General features: G+C 68.1%; 20 protein-coding genes. 15 read left to right on the plus strand and 5 right to left on the minus strand.

All coding sequences use genetic code 11. The features are described 5' to 3' along the window. The 3 genes from LH128_RS29270 to LH128_RS29280 all read right to left on the minus strand — a co-directional run. Positions 1–2014, minus strand: a 2014-nt coding sequence (locus tag LH128_RS29270) for a phosphatidylglycerol lysyltransferase domain-containing protein (protein ID WP_037521959.1), incomplete at its 3' end; no start/stop codon positions are given. Beyond that, positions 2011–2418, minus strand: a complete 408-nt coding sequence (locus LH128_RS29275; RefSeq protein ID WP_036525312.1) for a DUF2147 domain-containing protein — start codon at positions 2416–2418, stop codon at positions 2011–2013. The genes LH128_RS29275 and LH128_RS29270, both read right to left, overlap by 4 nt. A 188-nt stretch (positions 2419–2606) precedes the next feature. Continuing rightward, a complete protein-coding gene (locus tag LH128_RS29280; RefSeq protein WP_008833323.1) occupies positions 2607–2933 on the minus strand; it encodes a hypothetical protein in 327 nt (108 codons plus the stop codon). A gap of 156 nt (positions 2934–3089) precedes the next feature. Here LH128_RS29280 and LH128_RS29285 point away from each other — a divergent pair, with 156 nt between their 5' ends. The 3 genes from LH128_RS29285 to nhaA all read left to right on the plus strand — a co-directional run bounded on the left by LH128_RS29285 (position 3090) and on the right by nhaA (position 6589). Beyond that, positions 3090–3776 carry a winged helix-turn-helix domain-containing protein gene (locus LH128_RS29285; RefSeq protein ID WP_008833324.1) on the plus strand — a complete coding sequence of 229 codons (687 nt, stop codon included), beginning with the start codon at positions 3090–3092 and terminating at the stop codon, positions 3774–3776. After that, the gene (locus LH128_RS29290) at positions 3773–5134 is read left to right on the plus strand and encodes a sensor histidine kinase (RefSeq protein ID WP_008833325.1); all 1362 of its coding nucleotides are present in this window, start codon (positions 3773–3775) and stop codon (positions 5132–5134) included. Before LH128_RS29285 ends, LH128_RS29290 begins: the two co-directional genes overlap by 4 nt. Positions 5135–5407: 273 nt before the next feature. Then, positions 5408–6589 (plus strand): Na+/H+ antiporter NhaA, encoded by a 1182-nt coding sequence (gene nhaA / locus LH128_RS29295; protein WP_008833326.1) that lies wholly within the window; start codon positions 5408–5410, stop codon positions 6587–6589. A gap of 3 nt (positions 6590–6592) precedes the next feature. On the opposite strand, the gene LH128_RS29300 is transcribed toward nhaA, so the two are convergent. Further along, a complete protein-coding gene (locus tag LH128_RS29300; RefSeq protein WP_327195318.1) occupies positions 6593–8383 on the minus strand; it encodes a sensor domain-containing diguanylate cyclase in 1791 nt (596 codons plus the stop codon). A gap of 188 nt (positions 8384–8571) precedes the next feature. On the opposite strand from LH128_RS29300, the gene LH128_RS29305 reads away from it, so the two are divergent. From LH128_RS29305 to speD, 9 genes are all read left to right on the plus strand, one after another. Then, a complete protein-coding gene (locus LH128_RS29305; protein ID WP_008833328.1) occupies positions 8572–9531 on the plus strand; it encodes an alpha/beta fold hydrolase in 960 nt (319 codons plus the stop codon). 91 nt (positions 9532–9622) lie between these two features. After that, entirely contained in the window at positions 9623–10609 is a 987-nt protein-coding gene (locus LH128_RS29310) for an SPFH domain-containing protein (protein ID WP_008833329.1), read from the plus strand. A gap of 19 nt (positions 10610–10628) precedes the next feature. After that, entirely contained in the window at positions 10629–11294 is a 666-nt protein-coding gene (locus LH128_RS29315) for a DUF4178 domain-containing protein (RefSeq protein ID WP_008833330.1), read from the plus strand. Continuing rightward, positions 11291–12538 (plus strand): DUF4178 domain-containing protein, encoded by a 1248-nt coding sequence (locus tag LH128_RS29320; RefSeq protein ID WP_008833331.1) that lies wholly within the window; start codon positions 11291–11293, stop codon positions 12536–12538. The genes LH128_RS29315 and LH128_RS29320 overlap by 4 nt, the downstream gene beginning before the upstream one ends. After that, complete coding sequence (locus tag LH128_RS33940; RefSeq protein ID WP_172705211.1) at positions 12535–12681, plus strand: hypothetical protein; 147 nt, start codon at positions 12535–12537, stop codon at positions 12679–12681. Before LH128_RS29320 ends, LH128_RS33940 begins: the two co-directional genes overlap by 4 nt. A gap of 18 nt (positions 12682–12699) precedes the next feature. Continuing rightward, positions 12700–12909 (plus strand): DUF350 domain-containing protein, encoded by a 210-nt coding sequence (locus tag LH128_RS29325; protein WP_008833332.1) that lies wholly within the window; start codon positions 12700–12702, stop codon positions 12907–12909. A 5-nt stretch (positions 12910–12914) separates the two neighbouring features. Further along, complete coding sequence (locus LH128_RS29330; protein ID WP_008833333.1) at positions 12915–14465, plus strand: polyamine aminopropyltransferase; 1551 nt, start codon at positions 12915–12917, stop codon at positions 14463–14465. Then, positions 14455–16071, plus strand: a complete 1617-nt coding sequence (locus LH128_RS29335; protein WP_008833334.1) for an FAD-dependent oxidoreductase — start codon at positions 14455–14457, stop codon at positions 16069–16071. The genes LH128_RS29330 and LH128_RS29335 overlap by 11 nt, the downstream gene beginning before the upstream one ends. Before the next feature lie 2 nt (positions 16072–16073). Next, on the plus strand, positions 16074–16472 hold the full coding sequence (gene speD, locus LH128_RS29340) for an adenosylmethionine decarboxylase (RefSeq protein WP_008833335.1): 399 nt from the start codon (positions 16074–16076) through the stop codon (positions 16470–16472). Here speD and LH128_RS29345 read toward each other — a convergent pair. Then, the gene (locus tag LH128_RS29345; protein ID WP_008833336.1) at positions 16435–17751 is read right to left on the minus strand and encodes an NAD(P)/FAD-dependent oxidoreductase; all 1317 of its coding nucleotides are present in this window, start codon (positions 17749–17751) and stop codon (positions 16435–16437) included. The two genes, speD and LH128_RS29345, sit on opposite strands and share 38 nt — an antisense overlap. A gap of 174 nt (positions 17752–17925) precedes the next feature. On the opposite strand from LH128_RS29345, the gene LH128_RS29350 reads away from it, so the two are divergent. The 3 genes from LH128_RS29350 to LH128_RS29360 all read left to right on the plus strand — a co-directional run. Further along, the gene (locus LH128_RS29350; protein WP_008833337.1) at positions 17926–20355 is read left to right on the plus strand and encodes a glucose/quinate/shikimate family membrane-bound PQQ-dependent dehydrogenase; all 2430 of its coding nucleotides are present in this window, start codon (positions 17926–17928) and stop codon (positions 20353–20355) included. A 105-nt stretch (positions 20356–20460) separates the two neighbouring features. Continuing rightward, the gene (locus tag LH128_RS29355; protein WP_008833338.1) at positions 20461–21858 is read left to right on the plus strand and encodes a carbohydrate porin; all 1398 of its coding nucleotides are present in this window, start codon (positions 20461–20463) and stop codon (positions 21856–21858) included. A gap of 60 nt (positions 21859–21918) precedes the next feature. After that, the coding region (locus LH128_RS29360; RefSeq protein ID WP_008833339.1) for a TetR/AcrR family transcriptional regulator at positions 21919–22521 on the plus strand (603 nt) is incomplete at its 3' end.

Raw genomic sequence — 22521 nt, forward strand, 5'->3', positions numbered from 1 at the left:
CCCCCCCCCCCGCCGGCACCACCCGCAGCCGGGCGCCGGCGCGAGCGGCGGTGCGCTCCGACTTGCGTACCGAACGCAGCTGGGGAGTTTCCAGCTCGAACGTGGTGAGATCGACCACCGCCTCCTCCCCATACTTCACGATCTGCAGGCCCATGCCGATGGCAAGGTCGAGCGTGGCGGGCGAAATCTCGTAGAGCACCAGCCGTCCCTGCCTGCGGTGCGACATGTCGCGCAGGGTCCAGAGGAGTTCGCCCCACGATCCCTCGTTGCCGACCGGATCACCCATGACGACCCAGCTGGAACCCTTGATCTGGTACATGACGAAGGCGTCGCCCGCCTGCGAGACGAGGAACCGCTTGTCTCCGGTCAGCGCCAGCATCGCCTCGGTGCGCGGACTGGTGGCGAGGATCGCGCGGATCGCCGGGGCATCCTCCATCACCTGCGCGTCGCCGCGCGCGCTGCCGGGCGCGCAAAGCCTCCAGACCGCGAACCCCGCCAGCAACACCGACGAGGCCAGCGCCGCGCGCAAGTAACGCGGGGCATCGGCACGCAGGGCGAACTTCCACCACAGGTCGTCGTTGTAGGGTACATGGCGATAGGCGAAGAGGCCCGCCCAAAGCGCCAGTCCCGCCGCCATCACCACCGCCGCTATCCAGCCCGCGGTGAGTGGCGTCTCGGTCAGCGCGGTGCGGCGGTAGAAGGCCCGGCGCGTCATTTGCAGCAGCGCGGCCAGCGCAAGGCAGGCCAGCGCCTCCTCATAGTCGATGCCCTTGGCCAGCGAGAATACCGCGCCCGCCATCAGCAGCAGCCGCGCGGCAAGGCAAGCGCCGTCGAGCCGGCGGTAGAGTCCCGGCGCCAGCAGCAGCAGCGCGGTGCCGACGAGGCTGGCGGCGATATGGCTCGCCTCGATGACGGGCAGCGGCATGACGTCGGCCAGCAGTCCCATGCGTGCGTGGACGGCAGGCAGCGAGCCCGACAGCAACAGCATGCCGCCGCCAAGGAACGTCGCGCTTGCCAGCAGCAGCGGCGAAAGGCCGGTGGCGACGCTCTGCACCCCGCCGACAAGGCGCGCCACGCGGCGGCTGCGGGCACCCTCGCGCCAGGCCAGCAGCAACGCCGCCAGTGCCAGCGGGAGGAGATAATAGACGAGCCGATAGACGATCAGCCCCGCGAAAAGGTGCGCCCGGTCCCCCGGCGCCACGGCGAGGACCACCGCCTCGAACACGCCGAGGCCGCCCGGCACATGCGTCACCAGCGCCACGACGATGCCCAATGCATAGGCCAGGACGAACACCGGAAGCTGCGCCGGGTCGGCGCCCGGCAGCAGTACGAAAAGCGCCGCGCCCGCGCAGGCGATGTCGGCGACACTGACGCCGACTTGCGCCGCGATCTCACGCGCGGAAGGCAGCGGCAGGCGGATTCCCGGCAGCCTCAACTGCTTCGCCCGCGCAGCCGCGAAGCCCAGCGCGCCCAGCAGAGCCAGCATCGCCGCGCCGAGCGCATGCGCCGCCTGCGGCGTCAGCGTCACCGCGCCGAAGTCAAGGCCGCCGTCACGGACCAGCATCGCCGCACCCGCGACGGCCAGCACGCCCGCCCAGAAGTTGCCGGCCGCCAGCATCACCACTTTGGCGACCTCCGGCCCGTCGAGCCCGGCACCAACGTAGATGCGATAGCGCGCCGACCCGCCGGTCAGCAGCGAAAGCCCGAGGTTGTGGCTGAGCGTATAGCTGGTGAACGACGCCAGCGCGGCAGTGCGCCACGGCAGCGGGTGCCCGATCGTCCTGAGCGCTAGGAAATCGTAGAACGTCAGCGCGAAATAGCTGGCGGCGGTCAGCATGAGACTCAGCGCGATCTGGCCGGCGTCAAGCGCATGGACGGCCGCGCGCACCTGCGAGTAGCGGATTTCGTGCGTCAGCGTATTGAGCGCGACGAAGCCGAGGGCGATCACCGCCAGCACCGCGCCCGCCTCCACCAGCTTTCGATAGCGCGAGAGGAAAGCAAGCAGTGCGGTCATGCCGGCACCTGCGCGATGCGGGTCCATACCTGAGAGCGGCAGAAAAAGCCGCCAAGGATGCACCCGCTGATCTTCAGCCGGTCGGCCGAGAGAGGCTCGATCCGGGAATCGAAGCGGCGCCCCATGTCGGGAACGAAGACGGTGCCACGCCATATGCGGCCCTCGGGGCGGTAGTCCTGCAGCAGCTCGGTGCCGATCAGCGACGCGATCCCGCTGTCCTGCGCGTCGGCCTTCGCCTGGCCGCTGGCCCAGACCACGCGTCCGCACAGGCCTGGCCCGCAGGAACCGGTACGCACGGCGACGCTACCGGATGGGTTGAGCCAGACGCCCTCGACGGGCGTAGCCGCGCGCGCACCGAGCGGCACGGCGAGGAGCGAGAGAAAAAGGGCGGTTCTCAGCAACATGGTGCCGTTTGTGCGCTCGGCCGGATTGCCGGAGGCTCGCCACAACATGAACAATCGGCAATCTGGCTGCCGCGTCACCCTCCCCATCCCGCTCAGCCTGAGCTTGTCGAAGGCCCCGAGACGTGGCGCTGCGCCTCCCATGCTTCGGCAAGCTCAGCATGAGCGGAGGGGGTGAAATCAGGAAAAGCCTAGCCCCCGAGCGAATACGTGATCACGAAGCACGCCACCGTCAGCAGCGACATCGCCAGGATGAACGCCGCATCCGCCACCCGCTCCAGTCCGTGCAGCCGCGTGGAGGACTGCACCCTCAGCGCGAAGTAAGAGGCCAGCGTCGCCAGCAGGAACAGCAGCGCATCGACCGAGAGCAGATCGTCGGCGATCGTCTCATGTCCTCGCACCGACACCGCCACGCGCAGTAGCCCGATGCCGGTCATGCACACCCCGACCATGCCCGAGGCGATCGGGCAGATCAGGCGGCAGGTCCGCTCGTCGAGGATGGCAGTGTCGGTATCCATGTGGTCTCAACTCTTGTCGTGGCGCGCCCAAGGTGCATACGATGCGCGGAGCCTCCCCCGGCTGGAGGGAACATGAGCGAAAGTTAATCCGCTCCCCATCGCGCCGGAGGGCCACACGGCTCACAATGGAAGGACCGCAAGTGTGAGGAAGGCGCGTTGAGCCAGAAGATCCTGCTCGTCGAGGACGATGCCGACACCGCCGACTTCATCGCCAAGGGCCTCGACGAGGCGGGCTTCACGGTAGACCGCGCCGCCAACGGGCGCGACGGCCTGTTTCTGGGCACGGACGGCGGATATGCATGCATCGTGCTCGACCGGATGCTGCCGGGGCTGGACGGGATGGCGGTGCTGGCAGCCCTGCGCGGCGCCGGGCTGGAGACGCCGGTGATCATCCTCTCCGCGCTCGGATCGCCGGAAGACCGGATCAAGGGACTGACCAACGGCTGCGACGACTATCTGGTCAAGCCCTTCGCCTTCGCCGAACTGCTCGCCCGCATCCGGCTGCTGATCCGCCGCGGCGCACCTGCCGCCGTGGCGGAAACGGTGCTGCGCTGCGACGATCTGGAAATGGACCTCCTTGCCCGCCGCGTGCGCCGGGGCGAGCGAGTCATCGAACTGCAGCCGCGCGAATTCCGACTGCTCGAATTCCTGCTGCGCCATGCCGATCAGGTGGTGACCCGCACGATGCTGCTCGAAGGCGTGTGGGATTACCACTTCGACCCCGGCACCAATGTCGTCGACGTTCACCTCAGCCGCCTGCGCAAGAAGATCGACGAGGGCGAGGCGCGCCGCCTGCTCCATACCGTGCGCGGCGCGGGCTATCGCATCGGCGCCGAACCGTGAAAATCTGGCACTCGACCACGTTCCGCTTCGCCGCGCTCGTCTTCCTGTTCCAGATCGTCGCGGCTGCGGTACTGTTGCTCGGCCCGGCGCTGCTGCTGCGATCCCAGAGCCATGCGGACGCCGTGGCCGTCGCCGTGACCCTGCGCGACGACCTGCTCGACGCCTATAACGAGGGCGGCGAGCCGGCGATCTCCCGCGCCATCGACGCCAAGGTTTCGCGCCGGATCGAGCGGGCGAGTGTGCTCTTCCTCGCCAACCCGGACGGCACTCGCTTGACCGGCAATCTCGATAGCTTGCCGCCCGACCTCACACCCGGCGCGCCTTATGCGCTGGAGAAGCTGCCGCGCTCCGGCCATACCGCGCCGGAGGCGATGCTGATCCAGTCGGTCCGCCTGCGGGACGGTTCGATGCTAGTCACCGGAACGGTGGTGGAGACGGAACGGCAGGTGCTGGCCCTGCTCGAACGCACCTCGATGATCGCGTTGGCGCTCTCCGTGGTTTTCGCGGCCTTCGCCGCCTACGTCTCGACGCGGCTGATCCTCAACCGTCTGCGGGCAAGCGTCGCCACCTTGCGCGACGTGCGCGAAGGTCGCCTCTCCCGCCGTGTACCGGCAGACGACACCGGCGACGCCTTCGCACTGCTAGGCAGCGAGGTGAACCAGGCGCTCGACCGCATGGCCGCGCTCAATGACGAACTGAAGCTGGCCACCGACGCCCTCGCCCACGACCTGAAATCACCCCTGACGCGGATGCGCGCCGCGCTCGACCGGGCGGCGCAGCACGTCGAGGACCCCCTCGCCCAGCCCTTCGTCGATCAGGCCCTGACCGAAAGCGAACGCCTGATGGCGATCGTCGAGACCGCCCTGTCGATCACCCGCGCCGAAGCGGGCATGGGCCGCGAGAGCCTGGCCGACGCCGACTTGTCCGAACTGCTGGAGACGGTGGCGGAAATCTATGCGCCCATGGTCGAGGATCAGGGCCGCGCGATCGTGGTCGTCGCCCCGGCCGCGCTGCACATGCGGGTCCATCGCCAGTTGCTCGATCAGGCGCTGGGCAATCTCGTCGACAATACACTCAAGTACGGGGCTGGCACCATCACCCTGTCTCTGGTGCCAGAGGCGGACGGCGCGGCGGTCGTCGTGGCCGACGAAGGCCCCGGCATTGCGCCCGAGCGCCGCGAACAGGCGCTGCGCCGGTTCACCCGGCTGGACGAAGCGCGCGGCGGCTGGGGCGCGGGCCTCGGCCTCTCGCTGGTGCAGGCGGTGGCGCACCTCCACGGCGGCACGGTGGACTTGCGCGACGCCGCGCCGGGGCTGGCGGTGCGGATCAGGCTGGTAGAGCCGCCCCCGCGCGCCTGAAGCACCATTATCCGCCATTCCATCGCCGTCATCCCCGCAAAAGCGGGGACCCATCTCCCGACATCGCAGGGTGCACCGGCATCAGATGGGTTCCCGCCTTCGCGGGAATGACGGGATCGGGTGCGGAGCCGTAGCATTCCTATGCCCGGTTCCGGTTGCGGCACCGCGCCAAGGCTGCAATAGCTACCGGCGGGTGCTCGCCGATCCCGGCAAGCAGGTTTCGCAGTGCCGGTCGGGCCGCCGGTGCACTTGCCCCCAAGCCCGGAGCCCCGCATGGTCCTCTCCCGCCTCAAGACCCCCAGCGCCCTTCGCCAGTTTCTCGACGGCCAGTCATCCGCCGGCCTGTTCCTGATGGCGATGGCCGCGATCGCCCTGGTCCTCGCCAATTCGCCGCTGGCGCACGGGTACGAGCACGTGCTCCACCTTGGCCTCGGCCCGCTATCGCTGGCGCACTGGATCAATGACGGGCTGATGGCGATCTTCTTCCTGCTGGTCGGGCTGGAGATCAAGCGCGAGATGCTCGACGGCCAGCTCTCGTCGTGGTCGCGCCGGGTGCTGCCCGGCATCGCCGCGCTGGGCGGCATGGCGGCGCCCGCGCTGCTGTTCTACGCCTTCAACACCGGCGACACGGCGAAGGGCTGGGCCATTCCCGCCGCCACCGACATCGCCTTCGCGCTGGGCGTGATCTCGCTGCTGGGCAAGCGGGTGCCCGCCTCGCTGCGGGTGTTCCTGGCCGCGCTGGCGATCATCGACGACCTTGGCGCGGTGATCATCATCGCGCTGTTCTACACCGCATCGATCTCGCTGCCCGACCTTGCCGGGGCAGCGCTCGTGCTGGGCGTGCTGATCGCGATGAACCGGATGGGTGTGCGGAGCCTCTCGCTCTACATGGCGCTGGGCGCGGTGCTCTGGGTGCTGACCTATCGCTCGGGCATCCATGCCACACTGGCAGGCGTCGCGCTGGCCCTGACGATCCCGATGGACGTGACGCCGAGCCATCCGGACGGCGATGCGGCCAGCCCGCTGCACCGGCTCGAACATGCGCTGCATGTGCCGGTGGGCTTCCTGATCGTGCCGCTCTTCGCGCTCGCCAATGCGGGCGTGCCGGTGCTTAGCCTTCCGGCTGCGGCACTCACCGCACCGGTCACGCTGGGCGTCGCGGCAGGCCTGCTAATCGGCAAGCCGGTGGGCGTGTTCGGCTTCTCGATGATCGCCGTGCGCCTCGGCCTGGCCGACGCTCCGGCCCATGCGGGCCGCCTGCAGATGCTGGGCGTGGCCCTGCTGTGCGGCATCGGCTTCACCATGAGCCTGTTCATCGCGCTGCTCGCCTTTCCGGACGCAGCCGCGCTACAATCGGAGGCGAAGCTCGGCATCCTCACCGGATCGCTGTTTTCCGGCCTGCTGGGCTATGGTGTTTTGCGGATTGCACACCGGGAAGCGCCCGTCCCGCGCTGATCCTCAGGCTGCGGCCGACTGGTTGCGCCCGCTCCGCTTCGCCCGGTAGAGCGCCGCGTCGGCGGCCGCCACGATCCGCTCCGGGTCGCTGTCCACGGACAGCGGTGCGATGCCGACGCTAACGGTCGCGGCAATGACGCTTCCCGACGCCGTTTCCACGCCGACCGTGCCGAGGCGGGTGCGGATGCGCTCGCACACCAGTTGCGCGTGCTCCACCGACAGGCCGGCTAGCAATACGGCGAATTCCTCGCCGCCGAGCCGCGCGACGAGATCCCCTTCGCGCACCGCCGCCCGGACGATGGCCACGAAGCGCACCAGCACCGCGTCACCGGCGGCATGGCCGTATTCGTCGTTGATCCGCTTGAAGTGGTCGAGGTCGAAAACCGCGAGACAACCCGGCTCGGCGCCGATCGGCGGCGACGAAACCAGCGCACCCAGCGCATCGTCGAACGCGCGGCGGTTGCAGGCGCCGGTCAGCGGGTCGGTCATCGCCTTGTTCTTGAGATCCTCGACGATATGGCGGCGTTCGGTAACCTCGCGGATGATGCTGACGGTGCCTGATATGTTGCCGTCCGCATCGACCATCGCGCGCACGTGGCTCTCCACCCATATGATCGCGCCGCTCTTCTGGATGACGCGATATTCGATGATGGCGCTGTCCTCCGGCGCCGCCAGCACCACGCGCCGCGTGTCGAGGACCATCGGCAGGTCGTCCGGCACGATGAGGTTGAACAGCGGCCGCCCCCCGAGTTCGGCCGCCGGATAGCCGGTAACGCGCTCGACCGAGGGGGAGGCATAACGCACCGTGCCGTCGATGCCGGCGCGCAGCACCACGTCGCTCATGCGGTCGAGGACGAGCCGGTGCAGCGCTTCGGCCGCGTGAAGACGCTCGACGATGCGCCGCCGCGCGTAGAGTTCCGCCGCGAGCGGCAGCAGCAGCATCACGATCGAGGCGAAATAGATCTGCAGCACCTGCAGCTTGAGCGCCATTCCGCCGGTCAGCAGCGCCGTCGGCCCGATCCCCGCCAGCGAACAGCCGAGACCAACCGAGATCAGGATGACGATGGACGAAACCGCACCGAACCGGCCCAGCCTGAACGTCGCGGCGATCATCGGCAGGAACGGAACGACGACGAGCGGAATTTTGCTTTGGCCGAATGTCGCCAGCGACGCGAGCAGCACGAGCCCCAGCAGCCCGAATGTCCCCTTGCGCACGCGCGTCCCGGCGGTGCGTGTCCAGTGTGCGACGTCGCCGCGCAGGAACAACAGCAGCGGCGGCGCGAACACGATGAAACCAAGCGCATGTCCGGCGTACCAGTCCCGCCAGGCCGACCAGAAGCCGATGTTACGCACCGCCGTGGTCATGACCGCCGCGAACAGCGCCGTCACCGCAGGCACCATGACGCCGCAGACGACCAGGAACGCTGTGACTTCCGCCACCGACTGGAAACGGCCGAACCGGGGGAACACCCTGCGCATCAGCCATGCCGCACCGACCGCCTCTATAATGCAGAGCAGCGGCAGGCCAACCCCGGTCAGGCCCTTGAATCCGAACAGCTGCGAGGAGCAGATCGCCAGCGGAGTACAGGCCAGCACCACCGGTGCCCAGCGTCGGCGCGGCGTGACATGGAGCCGGGCGAACAGCACCGCCCCCGCCAGCCACACTACCGCGATGCCGCCGTCGAAACGGGTCAGCACGAGCGCCAGCGACGCACAGGCGAAATACGCGAGCGCAGTGCCGAGCACCTCCCCCGGATACCACCTGCTGCGACGATACGACTCGTGAATCATCATCCTCGCCTAGTGAAACATGGTTTACCTAGGGTAAATACATATGGACATCTCCCAATAATCGCCGCTTGCAGGTGCATCCCTGCCACTCATCCGTCGCCGAGGAGCGGTCAAACTCCGCATGACATGTGGGCTCCGGGCGCAGGAACTGCACTCTGCAGTGACCAGTACGGATTTATCGAAAGGGCTGCATGGACGAGTTTCTGGAACGTCGCCGGGCGATGCAGGTATTGGGGCAAGTATTGGGCGCAGGCGTGGTCGCCACCTCGCTGGCGACCGGCCCGGCGGCAGCGGCGGACAAGGCGCCCGCGCCTCTCGCTCCCGCTACCGCTACCGGCGAGGTGAAGATGCGCCGCGCCTATGCCGATGGACCCTATGGCCAGATTCACTACCTCGACGCGGTAAAAGGACGGCCGCTGGTCCTGCTGCATCAGGCCGTAATGACCGCCAACCAGTTCGATCGTGTCTTCGCCCCGCTGGTGGCCCACGGCTTCCGTCCGATCGCCATCGACCTGCCCGGTTTCGGCCTGTCCGACAAACCGCCGTTCGAACCTGCTGTCAGCGACTATGCCATGGTGGTGCCGGCCGTGCTCGACGCGCTCGGCATCCGGCGGGCGGCGGTCGTCGGCCATCATACCGGGGCACTGGTGACCAACGAAGTCGCGGTCCGGTTCCCCGACCGTGTCATCGCCAACGTCATCTGCGGCCCCCTCTTCATTCCCGAGGAGCAGCGGGCCGCCCTGATCGCCGACATCGGCGGACGCGAGCGCGCGTTCCGGGCACTGCCGCATGCCGCCCACATGAACCAGTTGGCCGAGGCGCGCGAGCGCTATGCGATGGGCACGATCAGCCCCGAGCGCATCAGCGACTATGTCGTGCAGGCCATGCTCGCCTTCCAGCGCGGTGCCTACTGGTACGGCCACAATGCGGGCCTGACCTACCGGCAGGAGGGACCGTTGATGAAGATCAGCCAGCCCACGCTGCTTCTGACCAACACCGGCGACATGCTCTACCAGTCGGCCCTGAAAGCCAAGGAAATGCGCCCGGATTTCAAGCTGGTGGAACTGCAGGGCGGCGGCATCGACATCGTCGATCAGCAGCCCGGGCAGTGGTCCGCCGCGATCGCCGATTTTCTCCGTCCGATCCTCTGACCCGGCAGGCTGATATCCCTGTTTCCATTTCCCTTTTCATCCCGACGAACTGCGGATACGCTGCGGGCATCTGGCGGAAGTGGGCGATCCAATGTTCGGTTTTCTGAAGAAGCAGTTCGTCGATGTCATCGACTGGCTGGAGCGGCCCGGCGACCTTGCCTGGCGCGTTCCGTTCGAGGATCGCGAAATCCAGAACGGCGCCCAGTTGACCGTGCGCGAAGGCCAGATGGCGCTGTTCGTCAACGAAGGCAATCTGGCGGATACCTTCGAATCCGGCCTGCACCGGCTCGATACCGCGAACCTGCCGGTGCTCACCAGCCTGATGCACTGGGACAAGGGCTTTCGCTCGCCGTTCAAGTCGGACGTCGTGTTCCTGTCGTTCAATGAGCAACAGGGCCTGAAGTGGGGCACCGGCCAGCCGGTGACGGTACGCGACGCCGAATTCGGCCCGCTGCGCCTGCGCGCCTTCGGCTCCTATTCGTTCCGCATCGCCGCGGTCGAGCCGTTCGTGGACCGGATCCTCGGCACGCTCGACGGCGTCAGCACTGCGTCTCTCGAGCCGCAACTGCGCGCCGCGATCCAGACCGCGATCGCCACCGCGCTCGGCGGCGGCGGGGTGCCGTTCCTCGATCTCGCGGCCAACCAGCAGGCGCTCTCCGAACGCATCCGCGTGGAAGTCGACAAGGCCTTCGCGCAGTGGGGCCTGACCTGCCTCTCCTTCTACGTCGAGAGCATCTCGCTTCCGGAGGAAGTGCAGGCCCATCTCGACAAGGGCTCCTCGATGCGCGTGCTGGGCGACCTCGGCAACTACACCCGCTTCCAGGCGGCGGAGGCCATCGAGGCCGCAGCCGGGCAGGAAGGCGGATCGGTGGCCGGGATCGGCGCGGGCGTGGCCGCAGCGACGGCGCTCGGCGGCGCCATGGCGCAGGGCCTCGGCACGCAGGCTACGGCCGCCGCCGCTCCCGCCGAGGACCCCATCGCCACCATCGAAAAACTGCACAAGCTGGTGACCCTGGGCGCGCTCAGCCAGGAGGAGTTCGACGCCAAGAAGGCCGAGCTTCTCTCGCGCATCCGCTGACGCGTCTTCGGGGGGAGACGTGAGCAACTGTCCTTCATGCGGCGCGGCCCTGCCTGTGCGCAGCGCTGCCCTGCCCTATTCGACCTGCGCCTATTGCCGGTCGCTGCTCCTGCGCGACGGGGTGGAGGTGCAGGACATCGGCAAGGTCGCGGTCCTGTCGCCCGACGTCTCGCCGATCCAGCTGGGCACCAGCCTGCGCGTCGAGGGGCTTGTACTCACCGTCGTCGGCCGGGTCCGCTGGGGCTGGGCGGATGGTTCGTGGAACGAGTGGCTGCTCGATGGCGGCGACGGCACCGAGCGCTGGCTGGGCGAGGCGATGGGGGCGTTCATGCTGACCGCCGCGCGCGCCGACCTCCTCGAACAGCCGATGATCCAGGACTTCGCAGCAGGCGGGGAAATCGTGGTCGGTGCCCGTCTCATGGTGGAAGGCGTCACCCTCCTCGCGATCGACGGCAAGGAGGCCGAATGCCTCGGCAGCGAGGGGGACCTGCCGTTCCCGACGCTTCCGGGTCGCACGATGACCAGCATCGACTTTCGCGGCCCCAACCGTGAAGCGGTAAGCCTGCAGCGCGATGCGCGGGAGGCATCGGTCTGGCTGGGCTATTACAGCGACCTCGCCTCGCTCGCGCCCTCCAACCTGCGTGCGATCGACGGGTGGACCATCCCGCGCGAGCTGATGCGATGACCGCCGTGCGCACGGTCGCCTGTCCGAACTGCGGCGGCACGCTGGAAGTGCGCGCGGCGGGGCTCAGCGTCAACCTCGCCTGCAGCTATTGCGGCTCGCTGCTCGACATCGCCCGCCCCGAAGTCGCGCTCATCGAGGCGCATGACAAGGCCGCCCGAGGCTTCCGCCTGTCGCCCGGCAGGCGCGGCACCCTGTTCGACGTCGAATGGGAGGCCGTCGGCGCGCTGCGGCGGCGGGATTCGGGTTATACCTGGGAAGAGTACCTTCTTTTCAACCCTTACGCGGGCTATCGCTGGCTGGTCCTGAGCGATCGCGAATGGCAGTTCGGCACTATGCTGCTCGACCTGCCCGAAGGCGACGACGACACCGTGACCTGGCGCGGCGAACGCTACACGCGCGACGGCGAGGCATCGACCAGCGAAACCACTGCCGTGCTCGGCGAGTTCTACTGGCGCGTGCGTGCAGGCGACACTGTGGAAGCGGCCCTCTACGAACGCGGCGACACCGTGCTGTCGCGCGAAGGCGGTGGCGGGGAGGTCAACTGGACCCAGCTTGTCCCGCTGGAAGACGGCACCGTCGCCGAGGCATTCGGCCTCGTTCCTCTGAAAGCAAAGCGCGCCGTCCGTAGTCCCGTGCCGTCGCCCGGCATCTTCGACGACCTGCCGACGATGTTTGGCCTCGCTTGCGCAGCTCTCATCGCGCTGCTGCTGGCGATGGTGCTGATCTCCGGCCCGGTGGAGCGCGCCTCCGGCAGCGTCGATGCGCCCTTCGCCGCCACGCGCGAGGGCGTGAAGATCGGCACCCTTACCGTCCGCCGCCCATGGCAGTTCGTCACCGTCACCGCGCGCGGCAGCGATTTCGACAACCGCTGGGTCGATCTCGACTACAGCCTCGTCGACCGTGCCACCGGCCAGTCGATCGACGGCTATGGTATCGTCGAGCACTATTCCGGCTACGACAGCGACGGGTCCTGGACCGAGGGCAGCCGCAAGGGTTCGACCCTGCTGGGCAAGGTCCGGCGCGGCACGTACGACCTCTATGTCGATGCCGCCGCCCACGGCTGGCCAAGCGACCCGCCGCCGAATACCTCGGGATGGTCCTCGCTGCCCGAGACGGTCTCCGTCTCGATCGAGGCGGAGACGGGCGCGCTGCCCTGGGGCAACTGGTGGACGGCGGCGGTGCTGCTTTTCGCGTTCCCCTGCGTCGCGGTGTGGCGCCGCTATCGCGAGGAGAACGCCGGATGACGCCGCGCCTCGTCCTGTTCCTCCTGTGGATCGCGATGGTCATGGCCGGTTGCCTGAGCGCATCCTACTATGCCTGGTCGCCTTTCTCCGACGAGGAGCGGCCCATGCACGCGGGCGGCTCCTATGGCCCGACGCACAAGTAACCTACAAGGAGACGGCCCATGCTGACACTCTCGGTCTTCCTCGCCACCCTGCTCTATGCCGCACTCGGCATCGTGATCTTCGTGATCAGCTTCGTGCTGGTCGACAAGCTGACCCCCGGCGAACTGTGGCGCGAGATCATCGAGCGCCGCAACATGGCGGTCGCCTTGCTGGCGGGTGCGGTGGCCCTGGGCATCTCCAACATCATCGCCGCCGCCATCCATGGCTGACCATCGTGGCTGAAGCCGACCCTCTCGTCCCGGCCGACGCCTCGGAGCGCGCGCCTGCCTCGCTGGCGGTGATCCTGCTCGTCTCGGTGCTGGTGGTCGCGACCTGCGGACTGATCTACGAACTGCTTGCGGGCACCCTCGCCAGCTACCTGCTGGGCGACAGCGTCACCCAGTTCTCCACCGTGATCGGCACTTATCTGTTCGCCATGGGCGTAGGCAGCTGGCTGTCCCGCCACGTCAGGCGCGACGAGATGGGCGTGTTCGTGCGCGTGGAAATCCTGATAGCCGCTCTCGGCGGATGGTCGGCGGCCGGGCTGTTCCTGCTCTTCCCGCTGGTGGGGGATTTCCGCATCGCGCTCTACGCGCTGGTGCTGGCGATCGGCGTGCTGGTGGGGCTTGAGATCCCGCTCCTGATCCGCATCCTGCGCCACCGCTTCGCCTTTCGCGAACTGGTCTCCAACGTCCTGACCTATGACTACGTCGGCGCACTGATCGCCTCGCTGCTGTTCCCGCTGGTGCTGGTGCCCTGGCTGGGCATGATGCGCACGGGGTTCGTCTTCGGTCTCGCCAATGTCGCCGTGGCCCTCGCCCTGCTGGTCGCGCTGCGCGGCCAGCGCCGGATCGCGGTGGACGTCATCGCCGCGCTGGCCGTGGCCGCCAGCCTGATTGCGGGACTTCTCGCTGCCGACCGGATGCAGCGCTGGTCCGAGGTCGCCTTCTACGGCGAGCCCGTAATCTACGCCCGCTCGACACCTTACCAGCGCATGGTGCTGACCCGGCGGGGAGAGGACCTGCGGCTCTACCTCAACGGCAACCTCCAGTTCTCCACCCGCGACGAGTACCGCTACCACGAGGCGCTGGTCTGGCCGGTGCTCGGCCGCGTCGCCCGCCCGAGGGCCGTTCTGATCCTCGGCGGCGGCGACGGTCTTGCCGCCCGCGAAGTGCTGCGCGACCCGCGCGTGCGGCATGTCACCCTCGTCGATCTCGACCCGGAGATGACGCGCCTGTTCCGCGACACGCCGCAACTGGCGGCGCTGAACGCCGGGTCGCTGTCCTCGCCCCGGATGCACGTCCACAATGCCGACGCGTTCCGCTGGGTTCGCGAGGCGCGCGGCACGTATGACGCAGTAATCGTGGACTTTCCCGATCCGACCGAGTTCTCGCTGGGCAAGCTCTATACGGAGAGCTTCTACCGCGAAGTCGCCCGGCTTCTCGCACCCGACGGCGTGATGACCGTACAGAGCACCTCGCCGCTGATCGCGCCCGAATCCTACTGGACGGTCGCCACCACACTGGAAGCCGCAGGGCTGCGTGCGCGAGGCTACCACGCCTATGTTCCCAGCTTCGGCGAATGGGGCTTCACCCTTGCCGCGCATCGCCCCCTTGCCGAAGCCGTGCGCCTGCCGCCGCGCCTGCGCTTCCTGACCCCATCGAGCGAACGCGCGATGTTCGATTTCCCGCCCGACATGGCGCGCCGTCCGACCCCGGTGAACCGGCTCGACAACCAGGCGCTGGTGCGCAGCTTCGCGCGCGAATGGGGCCATTATGAAGGTTGATGCCAGTCGGCGCGCGGTTCTTGCAGGCGGCTCGGCAGCCGTTGGTGCCTCGCTGCTCGGCGGCTGCAGCCGACCCGCCATGGCCGGAACCCTGGGCGGCGCCGACTGGCAGCGCGGCCACCGCCTGCGCGACGGTGCCTTTCCCGCGCCGGAAGGCCCGGTCGAGCACATCGACGTCGTCATCGCAGGCGGCGGCGTCGCCGGGCTTGCGGCGGGCTGGCGGCTGGCGGAGGCGGGTTTTGGCGACTTCGCCGTTTTCGAACTCGAGGACCACACCGGCGGCAATGCCCGGTCGGGCCGCAATGCGGTCAGCGCCTATCCGCTTGGCGCCCATTACCTGCCGGTCCCGAATCGCGAGGCAAAGGCGCTGCGCCACATGCTGCGCGGCTTCGGCATGATCGTGGACGATACGGCCGACGGCCCGGTCTACGATCCCTATCAGCTTTGCGCCGATCTGGAGGAACGCCTGCTCTGGCGAGGCGAGTGGCAGGAGGGCCTCTTCCCGCAAACCGGCCTCCCTCCCGCGCAGCAGGCACAACGCCGCGCGTTCGAACGGCGCATGGCGGACTATCGCGGCGCTGTGGGCGCGGACGGACGGCCTGCCTTTGCCGTACCCTCCCCCCTGTCGAGCACCGACCCGCGGTTCACCGCGCTCGACCGGCATAACTTCGCCGAATGGCTCGACGCCGAGGGTTTCACCGCCCCGGCCCTGCGCGCATACTTGCGCTATTGCTGCCGCGACGACTACGGAGCCGAGCCGGAGCATGTCTCGGCCTGGGCGGGCATCCACTACTTCGCTGCACGGCGCGGCTGGGCCGCGAACGGCGACGGCGACCGCGAACTCACATGGCCCGAAGGCAACGACCGGCTGGCGGGCCTGATGGCGGCGCGTATCCGGGGGAACCTGCGCCCGGCCCGCAGCGTGTTGCGCGTCGCCGCCACCACCGACGGTCTCGCCGAACTGGACGTTTTCGACCACGCCACAGGCCGCAGTCGGCACCTGCGCGCGAAAGTCGCGATCCTCGCCATGCCGCATTTCGTCGCCGCGCGCGTGGCACCGACACTGTGCGCGAGCGGCGGTTTCTCCTACGCGCCTTGGGTCGTCGCCAACGTCACCCTTTCGCGGCCACCGGCGGGCAAGGGCGTATCCCTCGCATGGGACAATGTCTCGACCGCCAGCGACGCGCTCGGCTACGTGGTCGCCACGCATCAGACCGCCAGCGCCGCTGCGGGACCGACGGTGCTGACATGGTACATGCCCTTATCGCGCGAAACGCCCGAGGAGGCCCGCAAGATCATGATGACCCGCTCGCTGGAACGCTGGCAGGACATCGTGCGCGACGACCTGCTGGCCATGAACCCCGACCTCGACGGCGCGATCGAGAGCATCGACGTGTGGCGCTGGGGCCATGCCATGATCCGGCCCACACCGGGCTTCCTGTCCGACCCGGAGCGCCTTGCCGCCCGCGCCGCGCGGCCGCCGGTGCTGTTCGCGCATTCCGACCTCAGCGGCCTGTCGCTGTTCGAAGAAGCCCATCACCACGGCGTGACCGCCGCCGAAACGGCGCTGGCCCACCTTGGCCATGCCTTCCAGAGCATCGCCTGACCATGACTCACCGCGCCGGAACGAGCGTCCATCTCATCGCCGACCTAGTCGCAGCCGACGGGCTGGACGACGTCGAGCGGGTGGAACATGCGCTACGCGAAGCCGCTGCGGCAGCGCGGCTGACCATCCTCGACGTGCGGCTGCATCACTTCGGCGCGGGCATGGGCGTCACCGGAGTGGCGCTGCTCGCGGAATCGCACATCTCGATCCACACCTGGCCCGAGGATGGCCTCGCCGCCGTCGACCTGTTCGTCTGCGGAGAGGAAGCCGATCCCGAGGCCGCCTTGCGTGTCATCTGCGCCCGTTTTCAGGCGAGCGTGCGCGAGCGGCGGCTCATTCCGCGCCTGCGCCCGGCCGTCGCCGTCAATGGAGTTTCAGGCGAGGTCTCACCACGCGATTGACGTGGCCTACCGCGATCAGCGCGGTGCCTTTCAGCCAGCCATGAATCGCGATCAGATGCATCCGGTACAGCGACAGGTAGATCATCCGCGCCAGTCGCCCCTCCACCGCCATGCGCCCGCCGACGAGGTTGCCCATCAGCGTACCCACCGTCGAGAACCGGCTGAGCGAAACCAGCGAGCCACGGTCCCGGTAGTCGAAATCCCTGAGCGGCTTGCCGTCCATCAGCCGCCTGAGGTTGTCGAACGCGGTCGCCGCCATCTGGTGCGCGGCCTGCGCGCGCGGCGGAATGGGGCGGTCGCGGCCGGGCAGCATGCAGAAGGCGCAGTCCCCCAGCGCGAAAATTTTCGGATCGGTCACGCTCTGCAGGGTGGGGGAGACAACCACCTGCCCGGAGCGTGACAGTTCGAGGCCGTCGAGCCCGCCGGTGATCGGCTTGGCCTTGACGCCTGCGGCCCATACCTGAAGGTCGGCCTCGATCAGTTCGCCGTCGCCCGTGATCATGCCTGCGCTGGTGCTTTCGACGATGGGCGTCGCCGTGCGGACGCGCACGCCCAGGTTCTGCAGTTCGTCCCGTGCCGACTCGGCGAGTCGTTCAGGCAGCGCGGGCAGGATTCGCGGTCCCGCCTCGACCAGCGTGACCTTGAGGCGGCCACGGTCGAACACCTCCAGCCCGTAGTAGCCCAGCGCGTCGGCGGCATTGAAAAGTTCGGCGGCGAGTTCGACACCGGTGGCGCCGCCGCCTACGATCGAGACGCGCACCCGCGCGTCGCTCGCCTCGTCAACCAGCATCGCCCGCGAGACGCGCAGGCACTGGTCCAGCAGCCGGTCGCGGAAGCGGTCGGCATCGGCGCGGCGGTCCAGGAACATGCAGTTCTCCCGAACCCCCGGCGTGCCGAAATCGTTCGTCACCGAACCATAGGCGAGCACCAGGTAATCGTAGCGAAGTTGCTGAGCGCCAACGACTTCGTTGCCGCGATCGTCGAGGATCGGGGCCAGGTCGATGCGCTGCGCGGCTCGGTCGATCCCCGCCAGCGTGCCCTTGAAATAGCGGTAGCCCCACTTGTGGCAGTGGCCGCGATAGCCGACCTCGTCGAGGTTCGCATCGAGCGACCCGGCCGCCACTTCATGCAGCAGCGGCTTCCAGATATGCGTCCGGTTCTCGTCTACGAGGATGATGTCGTGGTGGGCGCGGCCATAGCGGGCACCCAGCCGGGTGGCGAGTTCGAGCCCGGCGGCGCCGCCGCCGACGATGACGATCTGGGTCTTCTGAGATTGCACGTGCGGTCCTTCATTCGGGGCATCTTGCCGCGCGAAATGTTATGTACTAACTGGTACACACGTTGAGCGGTCGTGTCACCGCCCGATTTTCCTGTCGCTCCAGGGTAACCTCAAGCCGATCGCGATTGCATTGGGCAAAGGGTCCCAGAGATAAAAAATTCGAGGAGAAGCCGCATGTCCGGCTCGATTGAAGGGGGCAACCTGCTTAGCCGCATATGGCTGGCGGTGCTCGGTATAGTGATCCTGGCCGCGGGCCTTTTCTTCGTCGTCGGCGGTGCGCGACTCGTGAGCCTGGGGGGTAGCTTCTACTTCCTGCTCGCAGGGCTGGCGCTCGTGGTGTCCGGCTTCCTCATCGCCCGCCGTCGCCCGACCGGCGGCGTGCTGTTCGGCGCGGTCTTCCTTGCCACGATTCTGTGGTCGCTGTGGGAAGTAGGCTTCGCGTTCTGGCCGCTCATCTCGCGCCTGCTGGCGCTCGGCGTCGGCATGACCGTGGTGGCACTTTCCCTGCCGCTGATGCGAAAAGCGCAAGGCATGGTCCCCGCATGGCGCGCGGCACTGGGTACCGCCCTCGTCGTCGGCATCGCCTCTGCGGCCGGTTTCGCCGCGATGTTCTCGCCGCACCCGACCGTGCCCTTCGCGGGCGTCGAAGCGGCGCTCACCCCGGTCGATGCCGCCAGCGAGCAGAAGAACTGGGCAGCTTACGGCAACACCGCCGGCGGCAGCCGCTTCGTCGCGCTGGACCAGATCACCCGCGACAACGTGAAGAACCTGCAGGTCGCCTGGACCTACCGCACCGGCGACGTCGCCGAGAGCGATGGCAATGGCGCCGAGGACCAGGACACCCCGCTGCAGGTGGGTGACACCATCTATATCTGCACACCCCACAACAACGTCATCGCGCTCGATGCCGACACCGGCAAGCAGAAGTGGAAGGCCGAAGTCAACGCCCATGCCTCCGTCTGGATGCGCTGCCGCGGCCTCGCCTACTTCGATGCGAAGGCCCCGCTGCAACAGCCCAGCCTGCCGGGCTCCACCCCGGTGACGGCGGCGACGCTGCCCGCAGGCGCGCCGTGCGAACGCCGCATCCTGATGAACACCATCGACGGCAAGCTGATGGCCTTCGATGCCCAGACCGGCAAGGTCTGCACCGGCTTCGGCACCAATGGCCGCGTCGATCTGCTCGCGGGCCTCGGCAATGCGCCCGATCCGCAGTACCAACTGACCGCCGCACCGACGCTGGCCGGCACCACGATCGTCATCGGCGGCCGCGTGGCCGACAACGTCCAGATCGACATGCCCGGCGGGGTGATCCGCGGCTTCGACGTCATCACCGGCAAGCTGCGCTGGGCCTTCGACCCGGGCAACCCCGCCATCACCGGCATGCCCGCTAAGGGCCAGACCTACACGCGCTCGACCCCGAACGTGTGGTCGGCGATGTCGTATGATGCGGCGTCCAACACCGTGTTCATGCCGGTAGGCAGCTCGTCGGTCGACCTGTTCGGCGTGCCGCGCACCCCGCTCGACCACAAGTACGGCGCCTCGGTGCTCGCCCTCGACGCGACCACCGGCAAGGAGAAGTGGCACTACCAGACGGTCCACAACGACTTGTGGGACTTCGACCTGCCGATGCAGCCCAGCCTGATCGACTTCCCGGTCAAGGGTCGCGGCAAGGTTCCCGCCGTCGTCATCGGCACCAAGGCGGGCCAGCTCTACGTGCTCGACCGGCAGACCGGCAAGCCGCTCACCAAGGTCGTCGAGACCCCGGTGAAGGCCGCCAACATTCCCGGCGAGCCCTATTCGCCGACCCAGCCCAGGTCGGTCGGGATGCCGCAGATCGGCGCGCAGACGCTGACCGAGGCGGACATGTGGGGCGCCACCCCGTTCGACCAGCTGATGTGCCGCATCGCCTTCAAGGGCATGCGCTACGAAGGCCTCTACACCGCGCCGGGCACGGACAAGTCGCTGGCCTTCCCCGGCTCGCTGGGCGGCATGAACTGGGGCAGCCTGTCGATCGACCCCACCACCAATACCGTCTTCGCCAACGACATGCGCCTCGGCCTGTGGGTGCAGATGTTCCCGCAGACCAAGGCCCAGCAGGGCAAGGCCGGCGCCGCGGGCGAGGCCGTCAACACCGGCATGGGCTCGGTTCCGCTCAAGGGCACGCCCTACTCGGTGACCAAGGACCGCTTCCTCTCGGCACTGGGCATTCCGTGCCAGGCTCCGCCGTTCGGCACCCTGACCGCCATCGACATGAACACCCGCAAGGTGAAGTGGCAGGTCCCGGTCGGCACCGTGGAGGACACCGGTCCGATGGGCATCCGCATGGGCCTGCCGATCCCGATCGGCATGCCGACGCTGGGCGGCACGCTCGCCACGCAGGGCGGCCTCGTCTTCATCGCCGGCACCCAGGACTTCTACCTGCGCGCCTTCGATTCGGGCAGCGGCAAGGAGCTGTGGAAGGGCCGTCTGCCCGTCGGCAGCCAGGGCGGACCGATGAGCTACAAGTCGCCGAAGACCGGCAAGCAGTACATCGTCATCACCGCCGGTGGTGCCCGACAATCCAAGCAGCGCGGCGACTACGTGGTCGCTTACAAGCTGCCCTGACCTGATGGGGGGCGGGCCGGTGGCCTGCCCCCCAATTCCAACGACCAGACAAAGCTGCCCCGCGCCGGAACTCGCCGCGCGCGGGAGCAGCAGCAGGAGGGGGCCATGGGCCGTCGCATCCATTCTCTCGCAGCGCTCGCCGCAGGCTGCGCATTCACTTTCCCGATGACCGCTCTGGCAGAAGACGCCGAGGCGGGCACCGCAACCAACGTCGTCGTGACCGGCGCCACCGCAACTGCAGGCACCGCGCAGGACCATCGGCCGCCTTCCACGCAGGGCGCCTCCACCGCCAGACCTCTGCACGCGCCGCATCCGCGCGAGACGCTGACCGGCGACTGGGGCGGCGTGCGCACCGACCTGAAGGACGCGGGCGTCACCGTGCGCGCCGACTACGTCTCGGAAACCTTCTCCAACGTCGACGGCGGCCAGCGCCGGGGCACCGCCTATGTCCAGCAGATCCGCGCGGGCGTCGATCTCGACATGGACAAGATCGCCGGGATCGACGGCGGCGCCATTCACCTGACCATCAACGACCGGCGCGGCATCGGCATCTCGTCGGACTTCGTGGGCAACCGCCTGCCGATCCAGGAAGCAGCGGGCGGCTACTATGCACGCCTGAGCGAACTGACCTGGGAACAGAATTTCGATGGCGGCCGCCTGAACCTGCGCGCGGGCTTCTTTGCGATGGGCAATGACCTCGGCGGCCTGTCGATCGGCTGCAACCTCGTCAACGCGGCATTCTGCGCGCACCCGCTGTCCGAAAGCGGCAGCACCGGCTGGTATAACTATCCCAACGCCCGCTGGGGGCTGGCGGTGCGCTACAAGCTGCGCCCCGACCTGATCGTGCGCACCGGCGTCTACCAGACCAACCCCGACCTCGGGCTGGAGAAGAACGCCTTCAAACCGTTCGCAGGCAAGACTACCGGTGTCGTCCTGCCGCTGGAACTGGAGTACGATCCCGGCGCCACGCCCGGTAGTCACGTGATGCCCGGCCACTACAAGGTGGGCTTCTACTACGACACCGCCAATGCCGACCGGCAGGGCACCCCGGGCCGCGTGACCGGTCGCTTCGGCGGCTATGTGCTGGGCGACCAGATGATCCTGCGCGATAAGGGCGGGAACGGAAAGCGTGGCCTGTCGATATTCGGCCACTTCACCGCCAACCCGGAGCAGTCGGCGCAGATCACCCGCTGGTATGCCGCCGGCTTCCTCAAGCTGGGCACCTTCAAGGGCCGCGACGCCGACACCCTCGCGCTGGGCGTGATCCACGCGCAGGTCAACGAGCGCCTGCGCGCGCTTCACGCCGAATTGCTCGGCCTCGCGGACGGCTACACCGCCCTGCCCGAAGGCGAGACGGCGATCGAAATGAGCTACGGCCTGCAGCTGACGCCCTGGCTCAATATACGCCCCGACGTGCAGTACATCGTCGATCCGGGCGCCTTCTCCTACCGGACCACGCACGATGCGCTGGCACTCGGCGTGCAGGTCAAGATGCAGATCTGATTGTTAAAAAGGGGCTGAGGGCATTGCGCCCCCGGCCCGCGAAAGGCCATAGGGCGCGCCATGCAGGATGACGGCTTCACCGAACGCAACCGGCGAGAGATCATCGCGATCGCCACAGCCCATTTCGCGGACAAGGGCTTCGCAGGCGCCCGCGTGGACGAGATCGCCGCCGCGACCGCCACGTCGAAGCGGATGATCTACTATCACTTCGGCAGCAAGGAAGCGCTCTACCGCGCGGTCCTCACTGAAGCCTATCGCGGCATACGCTCGGCCGAACTCGCCGCCGGGCTGGACGACATGCCCGCGATCGATGCCCTGGCGCGGCTGACGGAACTGACGTTCGACTACCACTACGAGCACCCGGAACTCGTGCGACTGGTGATGGACGAGAACATGCGACACGCCCCGCATGTCGGCGAAGTGGTCGAGACGTACAACGAAACGGTACTGCCCGGCACCCGCGCCCTTATCGAACGCGGCGTCGCCGAGGGCACGTTCCGCCCGGGGCTGGACCCGGTCGACCTGCATATGACAATCAGCGCGCTGTCGTTCTACTTCGTGTCCAACCGCTATACGTTTGCGACCATCTTCAAGGTCGATACCACCAGCCCGGCGGCTGCGGCGAAGCGTCGCGAGCAGGTGGTCGCCAACGTCATCGCCTAC

Origin of the sequence: Sphingomonas sp. LH128 (genome assembly GCF_000293195.2) — a bacterium.
Lineage (GTDB): Bacteria > Pseudomonadota > Alphaproteobacteria > Sphingomonadales > Sphingomonadaceae > Novosphingobium > Novosphingobium resinovorum_A.

Bases quoted from the DNA above. Each gene is read 5' to 3' on its own strand.
- LH128_RS29275 (WP_036525312.1), bottom strand. From the start codon at position 2,418: ATGTTGCTGAGAACCGCCCTTTTTCTCTCGCTCCTCGCCGTGCCGCTC.
- LH128_RS29280 (WP_008833323.1), bottom strand. From the start codon at position 2,933: ATGGATACCGACACTGCCATCCTCGACGAGCGGACCTGCCGCCTGATC.
- nhaA (WP_008833326.1), top strand. From the start codon at position 5,408: ATGGTCCTCTCCCGCCTCAAGACCCCCAGCGCCCTTCGCCAGTTTCTC.
- LH128_RS29300 (WP_327195318.1), bottom strand. From the start codon at position 8,383: ATGATGATTCACGAGTCGTATCGTCGCAGCAGGTGGTATCCGGGGGAG.
- LH128_RS29305 (WP_008833328.1), top strand. From the start codon at position 8,572: ATGGACGAGTTTCTGGAACGTCGCCGGGCGATGCAGGTATTGGGGCAA.
- LH128_RS29310 (WP_008833329.1), top strand. From the start codon at position 9,623: ATGTTCGGTTTTCTGAAGAAGCAGTTCGTCGATGTCATCGACTGGCTG.
- LH128_RS29320 (WP_008833331.1), top strand. From the start codon at position 11,291: ATGACCGCCGTGCGCACGGTCGCCTGTCCGAACTGCGGCGGCACGCTG.
- LH128_RS33940 (WP_172705211.1), top strand. From the start codon at position 12,535: ATGACGCCGCGCCTCGTCCTGTTCCTCCTGTGGATCGCGATGGTCATG.
- LH128_RS29325 (WP_008833332.1), top strand. From the start codon at position 12,700: ATGCTGACACTCTCGGTCTTCCTCGCCACCCTGCTCTATGCCGCACTC.
- LH128_RS29335 (WP_008833334.1), top strand. From the start codon at position 14,455: ATGAAGGTTGATGCCAGTCGGCGCGCGGTTCTTGCAGGCGGCTCGGCA.
- speD (WP_008833335.1), top strand. From the start codon at position 16,074: ATGACTCACCGCGCCGGAACGAGCGTCCATCTCATCGCCGACCTAGTC.
- LH128_RS29350 (WP_008833337.1), top strand. From the start codon at position 17,926: ATGTCCGGCTCGATTGAAGGGGGCAACCTGCTTAGCCGCATATGGCTG.
- LH128_RS29355 (WP_008833338.1), top strand. From the start codon at position 20,461: ATGGGCCGTCGCATCCATTCTCTCGCAGCGCTCGCCGCAGGCTGCGCA.